Genomic DNA, 19,767 nt, shown 5'->3' with positions numbered 1-19,767 from the left:
GTTCAAATGGTTGCGCTTCAAATGTCCCTGTCGTTGCGGCGAGGTCATTGCACTTAATCTGATGCAGAGTTTCCGGCCACACTGGAGTGTTACGATGGGCGCAGGGCAATCCTTGAGTGTGCCACCCTCGATTGTAGCCACATCGTGCGGAAGTCATTTTTGGATTCGAAAGAATCGGATAGACTGGGTGTAATTCAGTTTGAGATTGAGGAGGTGGTTTAAATGTCAAAGAAGGTTTTACATGATGCGCCAGGTATGAGAGGCCAACGTTCAAGAAACAAGACAGGCGAGCTCCGGGAGAAACGTGGCGATACAAGAGTGGATACCATCGAGGAGCAATACAACATAGACATCGGCATGCGAGGCGATGCGCACCTGGACACCGCGCTCGATCGTCACAAGGTAGTCTCCCTGCACGAGCTTGTGGAGAAGCTAAAAAAGTAAGTCAAACCGACTCTCATATTACAAACTCCGCTTGCAGGAGTCTTTTCCTCATTCCGTTGGCTTGGTCTCTTAACCGGCCGGTGGTGGAGAGACCTTTTGTTCTGACTGAATCATTATTATGAACGTACACAAAACGAGAACGATGATGAAAGGAGACTGATATATGAACGACGATAAAGATCCGCTGTAGATAATTTTGTAGATGGTCAAAGCCTCCAAGATCAACAGCTTTCTACAGACTTCTATAAGCTTCAACGTAACTGCTAGAATATAAAAGGCCGATATTGCAAATAGAATCAAGCGGTTTTGGCTATTTGCTCAAATCTGTCTTCTAAGCAGGGGGTCGCAGGTTCGAGTCCTGCCGGGCGTATCAAAGAAACCTGTAGGTTGACTCCAGTTCTGTTTCCTCTCGTCTTCGCGCTACTCGGAGGTCGAACATGAGTACTGGCGAAGAACAATCAAATTCATAGCGGTCTATCATACCCCTGGCCGCGATTCGACAAGGAAGCTTTTTCGATTTTCTTGCGTGCAGGATGCCGATGCAGCCAGGACCGCATACGAAGACGCTGGCACGCCTTGGTCGGAACATAGCCTGGTGTTGCGAACCGGCGCTGCGCTCAACATTCAGCGGAACCGCGCGGAGCTAGTTAGAAGGTCTTGCTCTTGCCGAGGCTCCCTACCAGACTCGCAATCACTGCCGCAAGCTCCGCGGGTTCGGCGGGCTTCGCGATGTGCATCTGGTATCCGGCGGCCAGCGCGCGCAATCGATCTTCGATCCTCGCATAGGCCGTTAGCGCAACTGCCGGCACTTGTCTGCTGCCATTGTTTGCTTCCGACCGGCGCAGCCTGCGCATCAGATCGTAGCCGTCTTCGTCCGGCATTTCTATGTCGCTCACGATAACGTCCGGGCTCCACTCGCTCAATAGACTGATAGCCTCGTCACTTGAGGCGCATGTTTTAACCTCCGCGCCAAGCTGCCCGATCATCACCGTCAACATCTCGCGCGTATCGCGTTCGTCGTCGACCACCAGCACCCTCACGCCGTCGAGTCTCGGTGGCGACTCCAACGACGTGCTCCCGCCGGATGCGGGGTGCACCCGCTCCGCGTCTCGTTCGTCCACGTGCGCCGCCATCACCGGCAGCGTCACCGTGAAGGTTGCCCCCATCCCTTCGCCGTCGCTTTCCGCGCGGACGGTTCCGCCGTGCATCTCGGTAAGGTGCCGGACGATCGCCAACCCGAGGCCCAAACCGCCGTACCTGCGTGTGCTGGTAGCATCCGCCTGACGGAAGCGATCAAAGACGTATGGAACGAACTCGGCGCTGATTCCCTGCCCGGTGTCGCTCACCACGATTTCAACCTGAGAGTTCACCCGGGTGAGAGATACCTCAACCCGACCGCCTTTAGGGGTGAACTTGACGGCGTTCGCTGCCAGGTTCCAAACGATCTGCTGCAATCGATCGGGATCACCTAAGATGGGTCCGGCTCGCGGGTCTAAGATGGCCTCGACTCGAATATCTTTGGCATCAGCAGCCGGGCGCACCGAGTCAAGCGCGGCTTCGACCACTGGAACGAGCTCGACCGGTCGCACGTCGAGCCTGAGCTTGCCGGTGACGATGCGAGAGACGTCCAGGATGTCCTCGATCAATTGCGCCTGTGACTTCGCATTGCGCTCGATCGTTTCCAGCGCTCGATCCTCGGTAGTTTGATCCAGCTTGTTCGCGCGAAGCATGTGAGCCCACCCGAGTATCGCATTGAGCGGTGTCCGCAATTCGTGTGACACGGTGGCGAGAAATTCATCCTTGGCGCGGTTTGCTGTTTCGGCCTCTTCGCGCGCGGTGTGCTCGCGGTCCAGCAATTCATTGTGGAGCCGCAGCGCCTCTTCGCGCGCGGTTACTGCCTCCTGAGCTTCCCGGTACAGTCGCGCATTGTCGACTGCGAGTGCGATCCGGTGAGCCAGATCTTCGGCAAGCGCGAGGTCGGTCTGATCGTAGTGGCGATCCGATTCCGCGGTCAAAAGTGTGATCGTACCAAGCGTGCGATTTCGCGCCACCAAAGGCACTATCATGCAGGACTGCAGGCCTGCCGCGCGGAGGATCTTCGCCAAATCCGGGTTTCCTGCGGCCAGCTCCAACTTCTGTTGATCGATCCGCGGATAGAACTCCGCTCTCCCGGTCCGAAACACGTTAGGAACACCGATGGGCGAATCCAAATCGAGCGGATACCTTCGCCGGAGCTCGTGGGCCGCTTCTATCTTGGCAGGATCGGTGTGCGCGACCGCGAGTTGGCGAAGCTTGCCATTGTCCGTGACGATGTGGACCATGCACCAGTCGGCGAGTTTCGGCACCGCGAGTTTCGCTACACTCGCAAGCGTCGTCTGGTAATCGAGCGAGCTGGCAAGCAGCCCGCTCGCTTCCGCCAGAAAGCGCTGCGCGTCTTCGGCGCGTTTGCGCTCGGTGATGTCCATGGTGACGCCGCGCATGCCGATGGGATTCTCAGCATCGTCGCACACCACAACCGACTGCGCCTCGACCCAGACCACACGGCCGTCCCTGGCCACCCAGCGAAAGCGGCTTGTGCCTCCTCTGCGACTGCCGAAGATTGCGGCGGCTTCCTGGGCGGCGCGCTCCCTGTCGTCGGGGTGAACGATGGATAGCCAGAAGTTCTGAGTAGAGAGCCATTCATCCACGGCGTAGCCGAGCAGCTTCTCAACGTGCTCGCTGACAAAGTTGATACGCTGCGAAGCCTCGTCGGGCTGGCCCCATGCTTCCCATACAACCCCAGGCACATTTGCGACGACGTTATCCAGACGCTGGCGCTCAGTCTCGATTTGCGCCGCCAGCAAGCTGCGCTCTTGCTCGATGTGCTTGCGGTCTGTGATATCCCGTCCGATCGTTGAGGCGCCGGTGATGTGTCCTGCTTCGTCGCGAATGGGAGAGATGGTCAGGGCGACGTCGATCAGCCGGCCGTCCTTCGTTCGGCGTACAGTTTCCAGGTGAGGTATGGACCGGCCTTCCCTCAGGGTCTGGAAGACATGGGACAGTTCGTCGAGACGCTCGGGGGGCGACAGAATGCTTATGTGCTTTCCCTTCACTTCGCCGGCCCCGTAGCCGTAGATGCGCTCGGCCGCGGCATTCCAGCTGAGGATGGCGCCGTCAAGGGTCTTTCCAATTATCGCGTCCTGGGATGACGCTACGATCGAAGCGAGGAATTGAGCCGCGGCTTCGGCCTGCTTTCGATCGGCTATGTCAATGCACGAGCCGGCAAAGCCAATGAAGCCGCCTTCCTTCGTGTAGCGCGGGACTCCGTTGACCGCTACCCACCGATACTCTCCGTCAGCGCGCTTCAAGCGGCACTCCATGTTGAAGCCTTCGCGAGCCTTCAGCGACGACGTGTAGGTATCCAGGCAATGCCGCAGATCATCCGGGTGAATGTTATCAGCCCAACCGTAGCCCACTTCTTGCTCCATCGTCCGGCCGGTGAAGTCGAGCCACGGCTGATTGAAGAAGGTGCGAAGGCCGTCTGGACCTGACAGCCACAGCATAACCGGCGTCGTATCGGCCAGCGTCCGGAAGCGTCCTTCCTTCTCGCGCAACTCCTGTTCGGCCAGTCGCCGCTGAGTGATGTCTCGTAAGACAAGCACTACGCCGCTAGCCGTTCCGGCATTGTTCTTTACCAGAGAGCTCTTTTCTTCGACCGGCGTCGACCTCCCGTCCTTCGCCAGAAGCAGAGCATGGTTCAGGGGACGGGTCGCAGCTTCTCGCAACACGGCCGCCACGGGGTTCTCGGCCGCCTCCCCGGTGGTTTCATCTATGATGGTGAACAGGTCCTCAATGGGTTTTCCGCTTGCGTCTTGTTGATTCCACCCGATAAGCGACTGGGCTACGCCGTTCATGAAAGTCACGCGGCCTTCAACGTCGGTCGCGATTACGGCGTCGCTGATGCTCGACAGGATGGTTGCCAATCGCTCGCGGCTCTCGACGAGCGCCTGCGCATTCTGTTCTGCACGCTTGCGAGCGTCCTGGATAACCTTGATGAAAAGGCAAACGCTCGCGCTGAGGACACAATAAGAGGAGAGTTGGAGAATCCCGGACGCATCGGCCACCTCGAGTGAATTCCGCGGTGGGATAAACAGGTAATCCCCAAGCAGCGCGCCGAGGCCTACGCTGAGCAGCCCGGGTCCAAGGCCGCCGTAAGCCGCCACGACAATGGCCGCCAGGAAATATGCGGCGAACGGAATACTCGGACCGAGGGCGCTATCTAACAGAAGCCGCAATGCCGTCGCCAGCCCAACAGCGAGCACCGCGCCTCCGTAGCGCAGAAGTCCGGGAGATAGTCCGAAACGAGACTTGGTCGGCATAGCTTAGCCGTTCAGCGGCGCAGCAGTACGTTTGCGGGTCCAGTCATCGCAATGATGGGAAAGTGAATCACTCCCCGTCCATCAGATCGTCCAGTAGATCGAGCCCACGGGCTCGATGCCCAAGCTAGGGGGCAGGCACCCTACGCTCCAGAGATTAGCAAACTAACCCCGGCGGTTTCAACAAACCCGCATCAAGATCCCACCTCGAGAAGTGAGCGCGACAAATCATACTCGTAGGCTGAACACGAACACCACCAGCTCGGTGATTGTGGAAAACCCCCAACTTCAGTTGGGGGTTCCCCCAACTGAAGTTGGGGGTTTTGACGCGGTCTCTGCCGTGGGTGGGATTCGAGGAAGCAGTCGCGCCGATCAACCGGCGGCGTTGTTTGACCGCGCTCAGCCTCTTCGTTAGTATGAGGTCCGTTTTCACCAGCGACGACTTCGATAAGGAGCTTTGTCAATGAAAGCAATCCGCGCGCACGAATGGTGCGGCCCGCGCGATCTCACGATCGACGAAATCGAGCAGCCCCGCCCAGGTGACGGCCAGATCCTGGTGCGAGTCAACGTCGCCGGGTTGAACTTCCCCGATCTGTTGATCATCACCGGTAAGTATCAGTTCAAACCCGCGCTGCCCTTTTCACCCGGCTTTGAAATCGCCGGGACCGTTGAGAAGCTCGGACCCGGTGTCAGCAAATTCTCCGAGGGCCAGCGCGTGCTTGCTCAAGTTGCGGTGGGCGGGTTCGCTGAATATGCCATCGCCGATGAAGCTTCCACGCACGCGTTGCCAGACTCGATGAGTGATGACGAGGGCGCGGCGTTCCCGCTCGTCTATCAGACCGCTTACTTCGGGCTGGCTTATCGAGGAGCGCTGCAGAAGGGCGAGACTGTGCTGATCCATTCCGCCGCGGGTGGCGTAGGACTCTCGGCAGTTCAGATCGCTCGCGCGCTTGGCGCCGGAAAGATAATCGGAACGGCCGGCGCGGATGATAAGCTCGCTCTCGTTCGAGAAAACGGAGCCGACGTTGTGCTCAACTATCAAACTGAAGACTTCGTCGAGGTGGTCAAGCGGGAAACGAACGGTCGCGGCGCCGATGTGATTTACGATCCGGTTGGAGGCGAGATCGGCGAACGCAGCACCAAGTGCATCGCTTTCGAAGGGCGGTTGGTAATCGTGGGCTTCACCGGCGGCAAGTTCTCGACCTTTGTCTCGAATCACGTGCTGGTGAAAAACTACAGCGTGGTAGGTCTTCACTGGGGAGCGTATCGCCACAACAATCCTGCGAAGATCGAGCAGGGTTGGAACGAGTTGCTCGAGCTCTATAAGACGGGAATGTTAAAGCCGGTGATCGGAGGGCGCTTTCATATGGAGCAGGTAGCCGACGCGATGGAGTTTCTTGCTTCGCGCAAGGCAGTTGGGAAGATCGTTTTGCATTGGTAGGATCATCAGTACTCGGCGGACCCTGAATTCGGGACAGGGTGATAGGACTCGCCGCGGCGCGCCGTGGTCACCACGGCGAAATTTTCATCGGGAGGACGCTATTGCTAAATCATAGAGCTATCATCGCACTCGCGCTCGTTGGGTTACTCACATCGGTTATCGGTTCGGCTTACGCCCAGGACAAATCGAAGGGCGGCGCCCAGATCGTCGCGCTTCTCGAGAAGTCGGGCTACAGCTACACAAAGGTGAGCGACGGCGTGTGGGAGGTGCCCGGCACCGGCAAGAACTTGAAGGAGTTTGGGATCAGACTTGCGCTTGCCGACGACATACTGCTTGTGATGGTCAAGCTCGCAGATCGCAAAGATCTAAAGCTGCAGCCGGCGCTTATGACGAAGCTGCTCGAGCTTAATCACAAATTCGATTCGATTAAGCTCGCGTTGTCTGAAGACATGCTTTACTTGAGGATGGACACGCACCTTAGACTGCTGGACAATCAGGAATTGAAGTACCTGGTCGAGCAGATAGCCAACGCGGCCGATGAAACGTATCCGCAGATAAAGCAGTTCGTAGCCGGCGCGAAATAGCCGCCGGTCAGGAGGTTAATCATGCCATACGCAAAACACTCTTGTTCGAACCTGATCATTGGTTCGCTCGCTCTCACCCTATGTCTCGTATCAACGACACTGGCCCAAGACGCTCAACGCGATGTGCCCCAGCCTCCTAAGATAATCCGTAAGTCCGGCGGCGTATTTCAAGGCTCGGCTACGAGGCGCGTCGAACCTGCATATCCGCCGCTCGCTAAGGCGGCGCGAGTGAGCGGTTCGGTCGTCGTCGAGGTAACCGCGGATGAAGAAGGTAACGTCATTTCGGCGCGAGCGATCTCGGGTCACCCTCTGCTCAAGGATGCCGCTGTGGAGGCGGCAAAAGGCTGGAGGTTTGCGCCAACGATGCTTACGGGTGTTCCGGTCAAAGTCATCGGCACAATCACGTTCAATTTCAACCTCGATTACTCGAAGGACATTGAAATGGTCAAGCAGCAGCTAGCCGCGGAACCCAATTCGGCACAACTGCATCAGAAGCTCGGCGATCTATTCAATGCAGACAGGCAGCACGAGAAGGCTATCGAAGAATACAACCAGGCGCTAAGTCTCGGAGGAGATTCCGCGCAAGTCTTTTTCGGGCTCGGCGAGGCCTACCAGACGGCCGGACGCTTCGGCGAGGCCATCGAAGTCTACAAACGCGGCTTGCCTCTGAATTCGCTTCCCGGTTTCGCGGAGATGATCAATATGCGCCTCGGCGAAGCGTATTTGAAACAAGACCGCAACGAGGACGCTTTGCAAGCATTCAAACAAGCCGTTACGGCCAGACCCGATTCGCCGTTAGCGCATTACCAGCTCGGCATGACCTACATCAAGATTGGAGACAAACAGTCGGCCTTGAATGAATACATGATTCTCAAGGATCTGAACGAGCAAATGGCTGAGGCGCTACATCGATCATTAGAAAAAGAGAAGTGAACGTTGCATCGGAATCGCGGCATTTGCGCGCTCAGTCGGGCTGTATGGACAAATAGGTTGTAATGCGCGTTCGCAGACTAATTCATGCAGCATTCTTAGTGACTGATCTGGACCGTGCTAAGCGGTTTTACGGGAACGTGCTTGGTCTGAAGGAAAAGGCACGGCCCGAGTTCGATTTTCCCGGCGCGTGGTATGACCTCGGCGAATGCGAACTACATTTGATGGCAACGCCTGATCCACTTCCGCCAGCCGACAAACGACCGCGGCGTGATTACCACGTCGCGTTTCAGGTTGATGATCTGGAAGGCGCCAAGCGAACGCTTGAAGAAGCGGGGTTGCAATTCAGATCGAGCAGCTCCGGTCGCGGTTCGATTTTCGTTCGAGATCCGGACGGCAATTTGATTGAACTCCAGAAGTAGTTCCAGCCAGCAGCCTCACCAGCCAACTTATTTGTGAGTGCGCCGCCGATTAGAGCAGTGCTTACCGGTGTCTGTTTGGCGGCGCTTGAGCTGCATTTCGTCGCCGAGAACTTTCCAGTTCACTTTTTCGGTTTCATTTCGATTTCAGCCAGGCGGCTATCTCGTCCAGCACCGCCCGGTGAACTTCTTCTTGAGGGCCTGCACTCTTCGGAACTTTGAATGAGTGATCGCCGCGGTCAACTACGTAGAGGGTTGCGGCCGCGTTGAGCTTCTTTACGACATGCTGCAACTCGTCAGGCGTGCCGAATGCGTCGCGCGAGCCTTGAACGAACAACATCGGCGCTTTGATGACCGGCAGATGCTTGTCGCGAAGCTTTTCCGGGTTGCCGGGCGGATGCAACGGGTAACCGAGAAAGACCAACCCTGCAAGATCACCTACGCCCGAGGCTGCTACCTGGGAAGCGATTCGCCCGCCCATCGACTTGCCGCCAATAGCGAGCTTGTTCCCGCGAAGCTTCTTGTGACCGCGAACCGATTCAATCACCGCGCGGTAACAGGCTTCCAATTTGTCGTTCTTGTCCGGCGCTCCGCGGCCGTGTTCGCTGTAGAAAAAGTTGAAAGTGACCGCGTCGATACCGCGCGCCGCCAGCTCCGTTGCGTAACTCACCATGAAACCGCTCGTCTGACCGGCTCCCGCTCCATGCCCCAGAATCAAGGTGATGCCCGCGCGGCCTTTCGGTGCCGCGGGATAAACGATCCCCGAAACGCTTTGATATTCGTTGATGTCGATTCGAATCTGTTCGGGCATGCTCTCGACAACTATTTCGGGAACCCCGGGCTGCCCATGATTTCTACAACCTGTTTGTTGTGCCGCAGATTGTGCGCTGGAATGTACACAAACCACTGATACGCGTTCAACGTGCCGAATACCGGGAACGGATGATCGAGAGTGTGGGCCTTTAAGGGCAGCTCAGTCGTCTCGATGAACCTCATCGACTTTGCGCGGCCCTCTTTTAAAAGCGTCATGATGTCGGCGCGTGACATCTTTCGCCTGAGCGGCTGAATCGGTTCGGGCGCTTGCGCCTTCCCTTTTCGAGCTGCAAGCAGGTTGTCGAGTATGGCTTCTTTACCGGCGCTCTTTGTTTCCCAGTCCGGGTTGATCGGCGCGGCGAGCGCCCGTTCCATCGCCCCGAACAAAAGCCCTTCGGCAAGCGCGACGTGCTCGGCTGTTTCTCCGACTGTCCACTTGATTGGAGACGGTCTGAAATTCCACTGGGCGTCGCTCAGCTTTTCGATGTAGGAAAGCAACTCATTGTGGGAGTCGTTCAACATCTTAATCGCTTTGGCTCTCTCTTCGGGGGTCAATTTTCCGTCCCCGGCCGGTGGCGTGTGCGCCTGCGCAAAGATCGCAAGCAGAGTCGTGCAAACGAGAATAGCAACTGTCTGTTTCATGATGGTCCTCCTGTCTGTCGAGTGATGATACTGGACTCAGTGCGGCGCGGCAATGTACGGTTTGAGCCGCGGAAGTAGCATAGACTCTAGTCTGTGTAGTTTCGGAAGTGACTAATGCCTTCGAGAACGCGGTACAGACTAAAGTCTGTGCTACTTCAGAACGGATATTCTGTGACAAGCCAACAAGTGTTCGAAGAATCATTAAGCGAGAACGTGCCGCTCGCGCCAATGACTACGCTTGATATCGGCGGGCCGGCTCGCTACTTCGCCGAGCTCACGACGACGGCAGCCTTAATCGCCGGCGTCGAGTGGGCCCGCTCGCGATCCCTTCCGCTCTTTTTCCTCGGCGGCGGCAGCAACATCGTCGTAGCCGACAGCGGCTTTCCAGGTTTGGTGCTGCGGGTGAGCATCCGTGGTGTTGACACGCGAGTCGATGACGATCACGTTGCTGTAACGGCCGGCGCCGGCGAGGAGTGGGACCCGCTGGTCGCTCGTTGCGTCGCCAACAACTGGGCCGGTTTCGAATGTCTCTCAGGCATCCCCGGCCGCGTAGGGGCGACGCCAATTCAAAACGTCGGAGCATATGGTCAGGAGACCGGCGAGACGCTCACATCGGTTGAGGCACTCGACCTCACACACAAAAAGCTGGTTGAGCTGACTGCCGGCGAATGCCAATTCGGCTACCGCAGCAGCAGATTCAAGACTCGCGACCGCGAGCGCTTCGTCATCACTCGAGTGACCTATCGATTGGCTGTCGGCGGCAAACCGGCCGTGCGCTACGCGGAGCTTCAGCGTTATCTTGCGGAGCGAGCCCTGAACGATCCGGCGCTTGCGGATGTGCGCGAAGCTGTGCTGACGATTCGTCGCCGAAAAGCAATGGTGCTTGATCCAAACGACGTCGACTCGCGGAGCGTTGGCTCGTTCTTCGTCAACCCCACGGTCACGCCCGAAGAGTGTGAACGAATAAAGCATGGCGCAAGCAGCTTGATCAGCGGCGCGGAAGCAATGCCGGCATTTCCCTCTGCCGATGGCAAGGTGAAGCTTTCCGCCGCGTGGTTGATCGAGCGCGCGGGTATCAAGCGCGGCTACGTGCACGGCAACGTCGGAACTTCGACGAAGCATGCGCTTGCGATCATCAATCGCGGGGGCGGAACGGCTCGAGAGGTTATGGAGTTTAAAGAGACGATTCAACGACGCGTGTTAGAGCAGTTCGGCGTCGGGCTCGTCCCCGAGCCGCTCTTCGTCGGGCTTGAGAGTTAGCCTATCACTCTTCGATAGAGTTCTTCATACTGCGGGATTATCTTTTCGGCAGCAAACTGCGAGACGGCTATCTCGCGGCCCCTGCTTCCAAGACGTTCGCGCTCTCGATCGTCGCCGAGCACTTGCAGCGCTGCTTTAGCCATCCCATCTACATCGCCGATCTCGAATAAGTACCCGCAGCCGCCGTCCTCGACTACTTCGGGAATGCCTCCGACGCGGGTTGCAATCACGGGCACTTCACAGGCCATCGCTTCAAGCGCAGTCAAGCCGAAGGATTCAGATTGGCTGGGCAATAACAACAAATCGGCGACCGACAAATACCCGCGAACCCGCGACTGGGGCTGCTTGCCGACGAATTCGACCGAGCCGGCAACGCCCAATCGCGCGACAAGAGCTTCGGCATCGGCGCGCTCCGGCCCGTCTCCGCACATCACCAGCCTCACGGGCTGCCGGCTGCCGGAGGCGGACTCGAGCTGCTTCATTCGTGCTACCACCTCGATGCAGTCGGTGATTCGTTTGATGGGCCTGAAGGTCGAAACGTGCAGGATGATTCGCTCGGCATTAGGAGCAAGAACTCGACGAACCTCTTCGTTCGGTTCGCGACGATAATAGTCCGCGTCGATGAAGTTGTAGATGACCTCGATGTCGCAATCAGGGCAAAAGGTCTTGTGCGTGGCTTCGCGCAAATAGCGAGATATCGCAGTCACTGCATCGGACTGCTCGATGCCGAACCTGGTGATGGGCAAGAACGATGGGTCGCGGCCCACGAGTGTTATGTCGGTCCCGTGAAGCGTCGTCACTACCGGCAGAGGGCGAATCGGCTTGAGCATCTCGCGCGCGAGGTAGGCGCTCACCGCGTGCGGAATTGCGTAGTGCACGTGAAGCAGATCGAGCTGCTCAGCCGCCGCCACCTGAAAGAGCTTCGACGCGAGAGCATCCGTGTAAGGTGGGTATTCGAACAGCGGATAGCTCAACATGTCGACGGCGTGAAAATGAATGCGCTCTTGAGCGCGCCCGGCGTCCAGCCGCATCGGAGGCGCGTAGCTTACGAAATGAATCGAATGCCCGCGCTTGGCAAGCTCCAATCCCAACTCGGCGCCGACGACGCCGCTCCCGCCGTATGAGGGATAGCAAGTGATACCTATGTTCATCGAGTAGCCAGTAGTCCGTCGTCAGTCCGTAGTCCGTGGTCCGTGGTCCGTAGCTACGGACTACTGACTGAACTACCTACTACGGACTGTTCAGGAGTACATATTCATGTTTCGCGAAAGAAGCGCGATCGGGTCGTGGACATTCAAGGCTTCGCGGACGATGAAGCCTTCGGCGTGCTCGACAGCTATCAGCGAACCGAAGAAACGTTGCCGGGCTTCGATCCTTCGCAGGAAAGCTTCGGAGCTGAGGTTTGTTTCGAGCTCCTTGCTGTTGGGATCGAAGAGCTGCGATCTATAGCACTGAATCGCTCGATGCTTTTGTTCGGCGAACTCACTGATGTCGACCACGAACGTGGGTGCGGCTGTGCGCGGGAACATGAAGTGCGCAACGGTCTGAGGGCGGAACCTCTCCTGGCCCGCTTCGCCGTCGTATTTCGCCAGACCGGCAACGTGGGCCGCTTCTCGCACTATCTGGCTGGTGTGAACGTGATCCGGATGCGGGTCCTCCCAGTAGTGCGTGAAGATGACTCGCGGGCGGTAGAGTCGAATCTTGCGCACCATCTTGACGCGAGACTCTTCAGTCAGCCAGATGTGGCCGTCGGGAAGGTCCAGATTGTCTCGCACCGTAAGCTTCAACTCGAGGCAGGCGGCCTCGGCTTCACGAGCGCGAATCTCGCCTGAGCCGCGCGTCCCCATTTCTCCGCGAGCCATGTCCATGACGCCGACCCGGTAGCCCAGAGAAGCAAGCTTCAACAAGGTGCCGCCGCAAGACAACTCCACGTCGTCGGGATGTGCGCCTATTGCAAGGGCATCAAGCCGCAGGTCGTCGGTCATACTCTCGGTCCTCTGTGGTCAGGTTACGGGCGAGCACGCCGGTCGTCAACCACGCCGTGGTAGTGGATCATATCTGGAGGCTTCACCATCGGGCGTCTACAATATACAGGTTAAGTCGACGTGATCAGCAACCTGCTCAAGGTCGCGGTCGGGAAGGAGGGCTGGCCCCCGCGTGCTTAATGAAGGACCAGTTGTGAACCTCAGCTTAGAGACTGTTTCGACTCTCCAGTATATCTATCTCACGACGATCGGGCGCGTCACCGGAGCGCCTCGAGAGATTGAGATATGGTTCGTGGAATCGAACGGCAAGTTCTATGTTTTGGCCGAGCACTTCTATCAGACGCAGTGGGTCAAGAACATCGAGCGCAATCCACGAGTACGCGTGCGAGTGGGCAATCGAGAGTTTGAGGCGACAGCGCGGGCGCTCGATGAACAGATCGATCGTGATGCGTGGCAAACTGCTCAACGCCTTTCGCGTGAGAAATATGGTTGGGGCGAAGGGCTGCCGGTAGAAATAACTCGTGCTGCGTGATGGGTGATGCGTGACCGGATGAGGTGCTCAGCTATCACGCGTCACGCATCACGAACCACGAATCACGTTTCACGCATCACGAATCTCGCGCCCCGCTTCACAAATCGAAACGCATCGGTCAGAATCTCAAAGGACGCTATTTCCGCTCGCGCCTGAGCGGGCCTGATAGTGAGTCACGATCAAGGAGGAAGAAATGACTGAAGTGATTCCCGAGAAGTACAAGGATCTTTTTGAAAAGAAGGCATTCGCAAACCTTGCGACGCTGATGCCCAACGGCACTCCACAGGTTACGCCAGTCTGGTTTGACTACGACGGGACGCACATACTGGTTAACTCGGCGCGCGGCCGGCGTAAGGATAAAAACATCGAGCGCAACCCGGCAGTGGCGCTTTCAATACAAGACCCGGACAATCCCTACCGCTACCTTGAAGTGCGCGGCCGCGTCGAAGAGATAACCGAGGATGGCGCCGACGAGCACATCGACAAAATGGCAAAGAAGTACATGGGTGTTGATAAGTACCCTTATCGCCAACCCACCGAGAAGCGCGTTATTTACAAGATCAAGCCGGAACACACTTCGCAAATGGGGTGACGTTTAGAGTCCGGGCTTTAGCCGGAATGTTGGAGCGAACAGACCGGCCCGCCTTCCTTAAGGCGGTGCTCTAAACTTGAGTTTGTGCTGGGTCTCAATATGCTATGCGGCGGGTTGGCGCCGGCTCGACCAAACGATCTACTCGCACGCGGGCGTCTACGACTATCGCGCCCTTCTCGAGGACCTTCACCGGGTTCGCGTCCATCTCATGGATCTGCGGGCAGATCTCCAGCAACGAGGAGACGCGCAAGATTATGTCAGCCAGCGCGCCTTCGTCCGCTGGCTTCGATCCGCGATACCCTCTCAGCAGCGCCGTGCCTCTTACTTCATTTATCATTTCCCGCGCGTCGGTGTCGGTCAGCGGATGTATGCGAAAGGCTACGTCGTTCAGCAACTCGACCAGGATTCCGCCGCTGCCGTATAAGACCAGCGGTCCAAATGTCGGATCGAGCGTAGCGCCGACCACTACCTCGACTCCGCCCGGAACCATCTGCTGAACAATCACGCCGGTGAGATCCGCACCAAGCCGGTTGGCCATATCGTCGTAGGCGCTTCGAACCGCGGTTTCGCCGGCCAGGTCCAGAGCGACGCCGCCGACTTCGGTCTTGTGAATGATCGCCGGTCCTGTTGCTTTTAGAGCGACAGGTAAGCCAATCTTCATAGCCGCCGTGATCGCGTCATCAGGCGTCGACGCCAATAGCGACTTCACAACCGGAATGCCCGCAGCGCCGAGCAGCTCGTCGATCTCGACCGGGCTGAGCCATCCGCCGCCGCGCGCGAGGGCTCGCTCGACAATTGCTTTGGCATCGTCGGCGCGGATGTCATCGAATCTCGGCACGGTTCCTTGAGGTTTCCCGCGCCATTCGCCATAGGCAGTCACCTTCGCAAGCGCTGAAGCAGCAGCCTCGGGAAACCCATAGCTCGGGATGTTCCGCAGAATCTCGGGCGCGCCTTTCGCACTCATGAAGTTTGCGAGCACCGGCTTCCCATTGGCTTTCCTGGCGCCTTCCACAATCGCGGCCGCGACCGCTTCGGGATCGGTGACCAACGGCGGGATGAATATCACAACAAGCGAATCGACGTGTTCATCGGCGAGCAATGCCCGCGTAGCCTTGAGGAAATGATCCGGAGTCGCCGACGCTATCATGTCCACCGGGTTAGCTACGCTGGCAGTCGCGGGGAGGAACGATCTGAGTTCCGCGACGGTCGCATCGGCCAGCATTGGCAGCTCGAGACCCTGAGCTTCGCAGGCATCGGCAGCCAGAATTCCCGGGCCTCCGGCGTTCGTCAGTATCGCGACGCGGCTTCCTCGGGGGACGGGTTGATGCGCAAGCAGGTTGGCTACGTCGAAAAGCTCTTCGAGCGTGTCGGTGCGGATGATTCCCGCCTGACGGAACAACGCGCCGGCTACCGCATCAGTCGAGGCGAGCGCGCCAGTGTGTGACGAAGCTGCTCGAGCTCCTGCCCGTGAACGGCCGGACTTGACGACGACGATCGGTTTGCTCGCCGCGATTCGTTTCGCAATGCGGCCAAACTTCCTCGGATTGCCGAAGCTCTCCAGATAAAGCAGGATGACGCCGGTGCGCGGGTCTTCAGCCCAGTACTGGATCAGGTCGTTGCTCGATACATCCGCTTTATTGCCCACCGAAACGAAAGTCGAGATGCCGAGATTCAGCTTTCGCGCGTAGTCGAGTATCGCAAGCCCCAACGCGCCGCTCTGAGTCGACATGGCAACGCGGCCTTCGGGCGGATAGACCGGCGAGAACGTGCCGTTCAAAGCTACGGCAGGATCGGTGTTGATGATGCCCATGCAATTCGGGCCGATCATGCGCACGCCGGCGTTTCTCACTTTTTCGACCAAGGCTGCCTCGCGCGCGCGGCCTTCGGTTCCAGTCTCCGCGAAGCCGGCGCTAATGATCACGATTGCACGCACGCCTTTTTGTATGCAGTCGTCGACAACGCCGGCTGCGTGTTCGGCCGGCACGACGACGATAGCGAGATCGACTTCGCCGGGAATATCAGTGACTCGCGGATAAGCGGTCACCGATCCGACGACGCGTGCGTTTTGGTTCACCGGATAAAGGACCCCTTGAAAGCCGGCGGACATGAGGTTGTGAAAAATCTCCGCGCCGATTGCTCCGCGTTTGCGTCCCGCGCCGACGACCGCGACCGAACGTGGCTCGAAGAAGGCTTTCATTGAAGCGCGCGCCGCCATCTGAGACCGAAGCGCTGCCTTCTCCTCAAACTCCGGAGTAGGAGCAATCGGGAACGTCACCTGAAAGACGCCGCCGTCAAGCCTGCGTTCGACCTCGAAGCCGGTGTGCATGAACACGTCCATCATCTTGCGATTGTCGCCAAGCACATACGCATCGAATGTGGTGATTTCCTTTTCCCGCGCGATCTCGGCCAATCGCTCCAGCATACGGGTGGCGATGCCGCGTCCCTGCAATGCGTCTTCAATCAGAAATGCAACTTCAGCGCGGTGGTGGGCTTTTTCATCGCGGTAATAGCGAGCTACTCCGACGAGCCTCCCGCCAAGCTCGCCTACGAGAGCGAATGTGTTGTTGTAATCGACATTGGCGAACGCTGTTGCTCGCTCCTCGCCCAACTCCGGGAGCGGGCTGAAGAAGCGAAAGTAGACGCTTTGGGGCGAGAGCCTCGAGTGAAGTTCAATTAACGCATGCGCATCGTCGGGCTTGATGGGGCGGAGGTGGAGGGTTGAGCCATCGCGCAATAGGATGTCGGATTCATAACGAGCCGGGTAGTCACTCATCGCCAGCGATCCTTTCGAGGACAAGTACGACTGCACGCTTGCTTTCAGAGCCGTGCACATAGATATCCTAACCAGCCCTGGCGGAGGATGGAAATTGAAGATGATTCGGGATTGCTGCTGACGGAAAAGACTAACCTTGCCGCGATCCGATCACGAGGCTTTGGATTCTAACTCGCTGACGCGCTGACGCAGACCGAAGTAATCACCTTCGGTTTGGAGTCGGCTTCGATTTAGCGCTTCCAACTTATCTGAAACGTCCCTGAACCCTTCGACCATGCGGCTATTCAGGCCTTCGAAATCGCGGGCGATCCGCACTTCTAGCGCATCAAAGCGAGCATCGATCGCATCAAAGCGGCTATCGAACGCATCAAGACGCGCATCGAGCGCATCAAAGCGGGCACTGTGGTTTTCCAAGTCTTGCTTGACTTCACGGAGGAGTCTAAACACCGCCGTCATAGTCGGCTGTGTCGTGTTATCACGTTCATCGTCATTGGGCATGGGTTGAGTAAGATCGTCGCTGTTCATTTGATTCTCTCGCTCTCTCAAAAATCTCCCGGCTCGTTGTGCGAGCCGAACCCAGGATGATAGTCGCATAGTGACATATTCCCGGTTCACGAGCAAGGAATTTGGAGTATCACTTATCGCCTACTGCGGAATGAGCTTGTAGACCGTGCCCTTGTAGACGATAATCGCGCGTTCGGTCTCGAAGGCCGTCAGGTAAGGCCTCAAGCCTGCGCGTTTGGCGAGTACTTCTTTATATACGTTGCTATCGCGGATGATCGTGACGACCGGCAAGTCCTTATTGGGGTCGAAGTCCTTGTCCGTCCATGTATTGTCTCTAAACAAAAACTTCTTGCTGGAGATCTTTCGTTCACTCGGCCGAACTGCCTCTCCGGTGCTGTCGCGCAACGAGAGCTTTGCCCGCGCTCGTTTTAACCCTCCGCGCGCGCGCGCCACTTCAGAAGTCGAAGTCGAGGGTGGCGGCGGGGCTGCCTCTTCGGCTCTCGCCGCTTTCTCTTTGTCGCGTGGTTCGTCTGCGCGGTCCTGCTTAGCCTCGCCTGACTGTTGAGCCGAGTCTTTTCCCTGTTGCTGGCGGGGCTTCTCCGAATCGTTCTTCGCCAATTGAGATTCGGGCGCCGCTGCGGCTTGCGACGGTTGTTTGGTGGCTGCCTGGCCCTCTGCCGTCCGCGTCTCGCCGACTGATTGGGGTGCGCCCTTAGCGTCGGTCTTCGGGGGCTCGGCTGCGGCCCCGGTTCCGCCCGGCATGCCTGCGTTGCGTGCGGGAGGGTTTAGCGCGGCTGTTTCAGCCTCTCGCTTCTCGCGCTGTTTCGAATTCGCTCCTCCGGAAGTCGAAGAATCATCGGTCGAGGGTTTGGCGCTTGCGGCCGGAGCTGCTTCGGAACGTTGGTCTCGGCTTTGAGCGTTCTCGGCTGGCGGCGCTGCGGCATCGGAACGCTCCGATACTTGTTTATCGAGGCGAGACTCGTTGCGCGACATAAGCACCGGTATGCTTATGGCAAGTACTATGACCGCCGCCGTAGCCATCGCCCACTGCGGTCGCGACAACGCCCCGAAAACTCGCCCGACAGCGGAGGCCGACGCCGCTCGACTCTTGTCGCCCGGAGAGACGGAAGCTACGGCGACAGTTGGGTCGGCCAATCGCACCAGCGCGGCGACGTTTTTTCGGCACGCCACACATTCGGACAGATGTTCTTCGTAGTGCAGCCGCAGACCTGGCGTCAGGCTCCGTTCGATGTAAGCGTTTGCCAGATCGGGGTCGAATTCAGGGCACGCCTGCTGAGGGTTGGAGGGCCGCGAGACATAAGCTCGCAGCAGATTGTCGATCACCCCATCGTTAGTTTTCCCAAAAGGCTTCATCCTTCAGCTTCATCTCCTAAGTTAGAACGTCTAAGCCCAATACACTTGCGTGGTTTTCTTCAATCATCTCTGGGCGATTGCGCCACCAGCGGTCTCGGCGGGGCGCTCGCGTTTGCGGTCCGCGGAAACGGATTCCAGAAGGTAGTCGCCGACAGTTATGTCCATCTGCTCGGCCGCAAGCTCGATGGCTTCGGCGACCTCGCGCCGATTGAAGCGATGGTCCCGCGCCAGCCCCTTTTCGACGAGCTTGCGCACGCGCTTTTGCACCTTCGTCAGCCAGCGGCTGATTGTCGCCTCGTGAACGTCGAACAGATTCCCGATCTGCCGAAGCGTCATCTCGTCGTAATAGTAGTAGGCCAGCAGCAGCCTTTCGCGTGGTTCGAGATCGGCCATCGCGCGGCGAAGCGATTGGGCGACCGCATCACGATAGCGTTCGCGCACGTATTCAAGGGTCGGCGCAGGCCGGCGCTCCAGCTTCTCGGCTGCGTGAGCCAGGCGATCCATGTCCTCAGGCTCTTCGGTCTGGACCAGCCGGCTGGACTGCCGATGATGATCGGCGGACAACTGAAAAACCACCGCGCGAAGCCAGCCGCGCAACGATCCTCGACCTGAGTAAAACGAAAACTTGCTGATCCTGGCGCCGGCCGATTCGCGAAGTCCGTACAACTCGGCGAAGGTCGAATCGGCGAGTTGTTCCGCGGCGCCCGCGTCCTGGGTCATTGTTCGCGCGATGCTGACCAGATAGCTGCGATACTCGCGAAAGAAATCTTCCCACGCAGCGTCATCCCCTTTGGCGCATGCTGTCGCCAGGCAAAGGTCATCGGCGTTGAGCGAGGCCAGAAACTCGGCGGCCGCTTTACGCGACTCTTCGCTCGGCCCTGGATTGCTCGACGTTTTATCCAGAGCGTCTGCGAGATACTTCCTGGCGGACGCATGCACCGCGCAGGTCACCTCCGCGTCGGTGACCGAGTACCGGCGTTCGATGCGCGCAAGAAGACCTTCGATCTCGCTTTCAAACGCGTGCTGAAACTCATCAACAGTCATTGCTGTTCCTGAGCGCTCTTCGAGATCAACGCTGGGCACCGAATCAATTTCGAGGTGAGGCCATGCTAGCACAAA

17 protein-coding genes are annotated in these 19,767 nt (G+C 58.1%); 8 read left to right on the top strand and 9 right to left on the bottom strand.

Annotation, left to right across the window (positions count from 1 at the left end; all coding sequences use genetic code 11):
• Positions 1–222: 222 nt before the first annotated feature.
• The gene (locus AABO57_26165) at positions 223–444 is read left to right on the top strand and encodes a hypothetical protein (GenBank protein ID MEK6289214.1); all 222 of its coding nucleotides are present in this window, start codon (positions 223–225) and stop codon (positions 442–444) included.
• A 647-nt stretch (positions 445–1,091) separates the two neighbouring features.
• On the opposite strand, the gene AABO57_26160 is transcribed toward AABO57_26165, so the two are convergent.
• On the bottom strand, positions 1,092–4,802 hold the full coding sequence (locus AABO57_26160; GenBank protein ID MEK6289213.1) for a PAS domain S-box protein: 3,711 nt from the start codon (positions 4,800–4,802) through the stop codon (positions 1,092–1,094).
• A gap of 460 nt (positions 4,803–5,262) precedes the next feature.
• Between AABO57_26160 and AABO57_26155 the strand changes: the two genes are divergently transcribed.
• From AABO57_26155 to AABO57_26140, 4 genes are all read left to right on the top strand, one after another.
• On the top strand, positions 5,263–6,240 hold the full coding sequence (locus tag AABO57_26155) for an NADPH:quinone oxidoreductase family protein (GenBank protein ID MEK6289212.1): 978 nt from the start codon (positions 5,263–5,265) through the stop codon (positions 6,238–6,240).
• 101 nt (positions 6,241–6,341) lie between these two features.
• Positions 6,342–6,824 (top strand): hypothetical protein, encoded by a 483-nt coding sequence (locus tag AABO57_26150; protein MEK6289211.1) that lies wholly within the window; start codon positions 6,342–6,344, stop codon positions 6,822–6,824.
• 21 nt (positions 6,825–6,845) lie between these two features.
• Positions 6,846–7,757, top strand: a complete 912-nt coding sequence (locus tag AABO57_26145) for a TonB family protein (protein MEK6289210.1) — start codon at positions 6,846–6,848, stop codon at positions 7,755–7,757.
• 62 nt (positions 7,758–7,819) lie between these two features.
• Positions 7,820–8,176 (top strand): VOC family protein, encoded by a 357-nt coding sequence (locus tag AABO57_26140; GenBank protein ID MEK6289209.1) that lies wholly within the window; start codon positions 7,820–7,822, stop codon positions 8,174–8,176.
• Between the two features lie 133 nt (positions 8,177–8,309).
• On the opposite strand, the gene AABO57_26135 is transcribed toward AABO57_26140, so the two are convergent.
• Together AABO57_26135 and AABO57_26130 are read right to left on the bottom strand one after the other, a co-directional pair.
• The gene (locus AABO57_26135; GenBank protein MEK6289208.1) at positions 8,310–8,984 is read right to left on the bottom strand and encodes an alpha/beta family hydrolase; all 675 of its coding nucleotides are present in this window, start codon (positions 8,982–8,984) and stop codon (positions 8,310–8,312) included.
• Between the two features lie 11 nt (positions 8,985–8,995).
• Positions 8,996–9,628, bottom strand: a complete 633-nt coding sequence (locus AABO57_26130) for a DinB family protein (GenBank protein ID MEK6289207.1) — start codon at positions 9,626–9,628, stop codon at positions 8,996–8,998.
• 171 nt (positions 9,629–9,799) lie between these two features.
• On the opposite strand from AABO57_26130, the gene AABO57_26125 reads away from it, so the two are divergent.
• Positions 9,800–10,888, top strand: a complete 1,089-nt coding sequence (locus AABO57_26125) for a UDP-N-acetylmuramate dehydrogenase (GenBank protein ID MEK6289206.1) — start codon at positions 9,800–9,802, stop codon at positions 10,886–10,888.
• Here AABO57_26125 and bshA read toward each other — a convergent pair.
• Together bshA and bshB1 are read right to left on the bottom strand one after the other, a co-directional pair.
• Positions 10,885–12,039 (bottom strand): N-acetyl-alpha-D-glucosaminyl L-malate synthase BshA, encoded by a 1,155-nt coding sequence (gene bshA / locus AABO57_26120; protein ID MEK6289205.1) that lies wholly within the window; start codon positions 12,037–12,039, stop codon positions 10,885–10,887. The genes AABO57_26125 and bshA overlap by 4 nt on opposite strands.
• A 90-nt stretch (positions 12,040–12,129) precedes the next feature.
• On the bottom strand, positions 12,130–12,873 hold the full coding sequence (bshB1, locus tag AABO57_26115) for a bacillithiol biosynthesis deacetylase BshB1 (GenBank protein ID MEK6289204.1): 744 nt from the start codon (positions 12,871–12,873) through the stop codon (positions 12,130–12,132).
• A 193-nt stretch (positions 12,874–13,066) separates the two neighbouring features.
• Between bshB1 and AABO57_26110 the strand changes: the two genes are divergently transcribed.
• Positions 13,067–13,405 (top strand): nitroreductase family deazaflavin-dependent oxidoreductase, encoded by a 339-nt coding sequence (locus tag AABO57_26110; protein ID MEK6289203.1) that lies wholly within the window; start codon positions 13,067–13,069, stop codon positions 13,403–13,405.
• Between the two features lie 193 nt (positions 13,406–13,598).
• Positions 13,599–13,997, top strand: a complete 399-nt coding sequence (locus tag AABO57_26105; protein MEK6289202.1) for a PPOX class F420-dependent oxidoreductase — start codon at positions 13,599–13,601, stop codon at positions 13,995–13,997.
• 94 nt (positions 13,998–14,091) lie between these two features.
• Here AABO57_26105 and AABO57_26100 read toward each other — a convergent pair whose 3' ends face one another.
• The 4 genes from AABO57_26100 to AABO57_26085 form a co-directional block, all read right to left on the bottom strand.
• Positions 14,092–16,770 (bottom strand): GNAT family N-acetyltransferase, encoded by a 2,679-nt coding sequence (locus AABO57_26100; protein MEK6289201.1) that lies wholly within the window; start codon positions 16,768–16,770, stop codon positions 14,092–14,094.
• 150 nt (positions 16,771–16,920) lie between these two features.
• On the bottom strand, positions 16,921–17,295 hold the full coding sequence (locus AABO57_26095; GenBank protein ID MEK6289200.1) for a hypothetical protein: 375 nt from the start codon (positions 17,293–17,295) through the stop codon (positions 16,921–16,923).
• 120 nt (positions 17,296–17,415) lie between these two features.
• Entirely contained in the window at positions 17,416–18,648 is a 1,233-nt protein-coding gene (locus AABO57_26090) for a hypothetical protein (GenBank protein ID MEK6289199.1), read from the bottom strand.
• Positions 18,649–18,711: 63 nt separating this feature from the next.
• The gene (locus AABO57_26085) at positions 18,712–19,692 is read right to left on the bottom strand and encodes a sigma-70 family RNA polymerase sigma factor (protein MEK6289198.1); all 981 of its coding nucleotides are present in this window, start codon (positions 19,690–19,692) and stop codon (positions 18,712–18,714) included.
• Positions 19,693–19,767: the final 75 nt, after the last annotated feature.

Source organism: Acidobacteriota bacterium, from assembly GCA_038040445.1.
In the GTDB taxonomy this organism is placed as follows: Bacteria; Acidobacteriota; Blastocatellia; order UBA7656; family UBA7656; genus Onstottus_A; species Onstottus_A frigus.
This window is presented reverse-complemented; position numbering and strand designations above follow the sequence as displayed.

Excerpts from the sequence above, each read along its gene's own strand:
- AABO57_26105 (MEK6289202.1), top strand. The coding sequence starts at position 13,599 with ATGACTGAAGTGATTCCCGAGAAGTACAAGGATCTTTTTGAAAAGAAG.
- AABO57_26165 (MEK6289214.1), top strand. The coding sequence starts at position 223 with ATGTCAAAGAAGGTTTTACATGATGCGCCAGGTATGAGAGGCCAACGT.
- AABO57_26090 (MEK6289199.1), bottom strand. The coding sequence starts at position 18,648 with ATGAAGCCTTTTGGGAAAACTAACGATGGGGTGATCGACAATCTGCTG.
- bshA (MEK6289205.1), bottom strand. The coding sequence starts at position 12,039 with ATGAACATAGGTATCACTTGCTATCCCTCATACGGCGGGAGCGGCGTC.
- AABO57_26085 (MEK6289198.1), bottom strand. The coding sequence starts at position 19,692 with ATGACTGTTGATGAGTTTCAGCACGCGTTTGAAAGCGAGATCGAAGGT.
- AABO57_26100 (MEK6289201.1), bottom strand. The coding sequence starts at position 16,770 with ATGAGTGACTACCCGGCTCGTTATGAATCCGACATCCTATTGCGCGAT.
- AABO57_26155 (MEK6289212.1), top strand. The coding sequence starts at position 5,263 with ATGAAAGCAATCCGCGCGCACGAATGGTGCGGCCCGCGCGATCTCACG.
- AABO57_26140 (MEK6289209.1), top strand. The coding sequence starts at position 7,820 with ATGCGCGTTCGCAGACTAATTCATGCAGCATTCTTAGTGACTGATCTG.
- AABO57_26160 (MEK6289213.1), bottom strand. The coding sequence starts at position 4,802 with ATGCCGACCAAGTCTCGTTTCGGACTATCTCCCGGACTTCTGCGCTAC.
- AABO57_26095 (MEK6289200.1), bottom strand. The coding sequence starts at position 17,295 with ATGAACAGCGACGATCTTACTCAACCCATGCCCAATGACGATGAACGT.
- bshB1 (MEK6289204.1), bottom strand. The coding sequence starts at position 12,873 with ATGACCGACGACCTGCGGCTTGATGCCCTTGCAATAGGCGCACATCCC.
- AABO57_26135 (MEK6289208.1), bottom strand. The coding sequence starts at position 8,984 with ATGCCCGAACAGATTCGAATCGACATCAACGAATATCAAAGCGTTTCG.
- AABO57_26130 (MEK6289207.1), bottom strand. The coding sequence starts at position 9,628 with ATGAAACAGACAGTTGCTATTCTCGTTTGCACGACTCTGCTTGCGATC.
- AABO57_26145 (MEK6289210.1), top strand. The coding sequence starts at position 6,846 with ATGCCATACGCAAAACACTCTTGTTCGAACCTGATCATTGGTTCGCTC.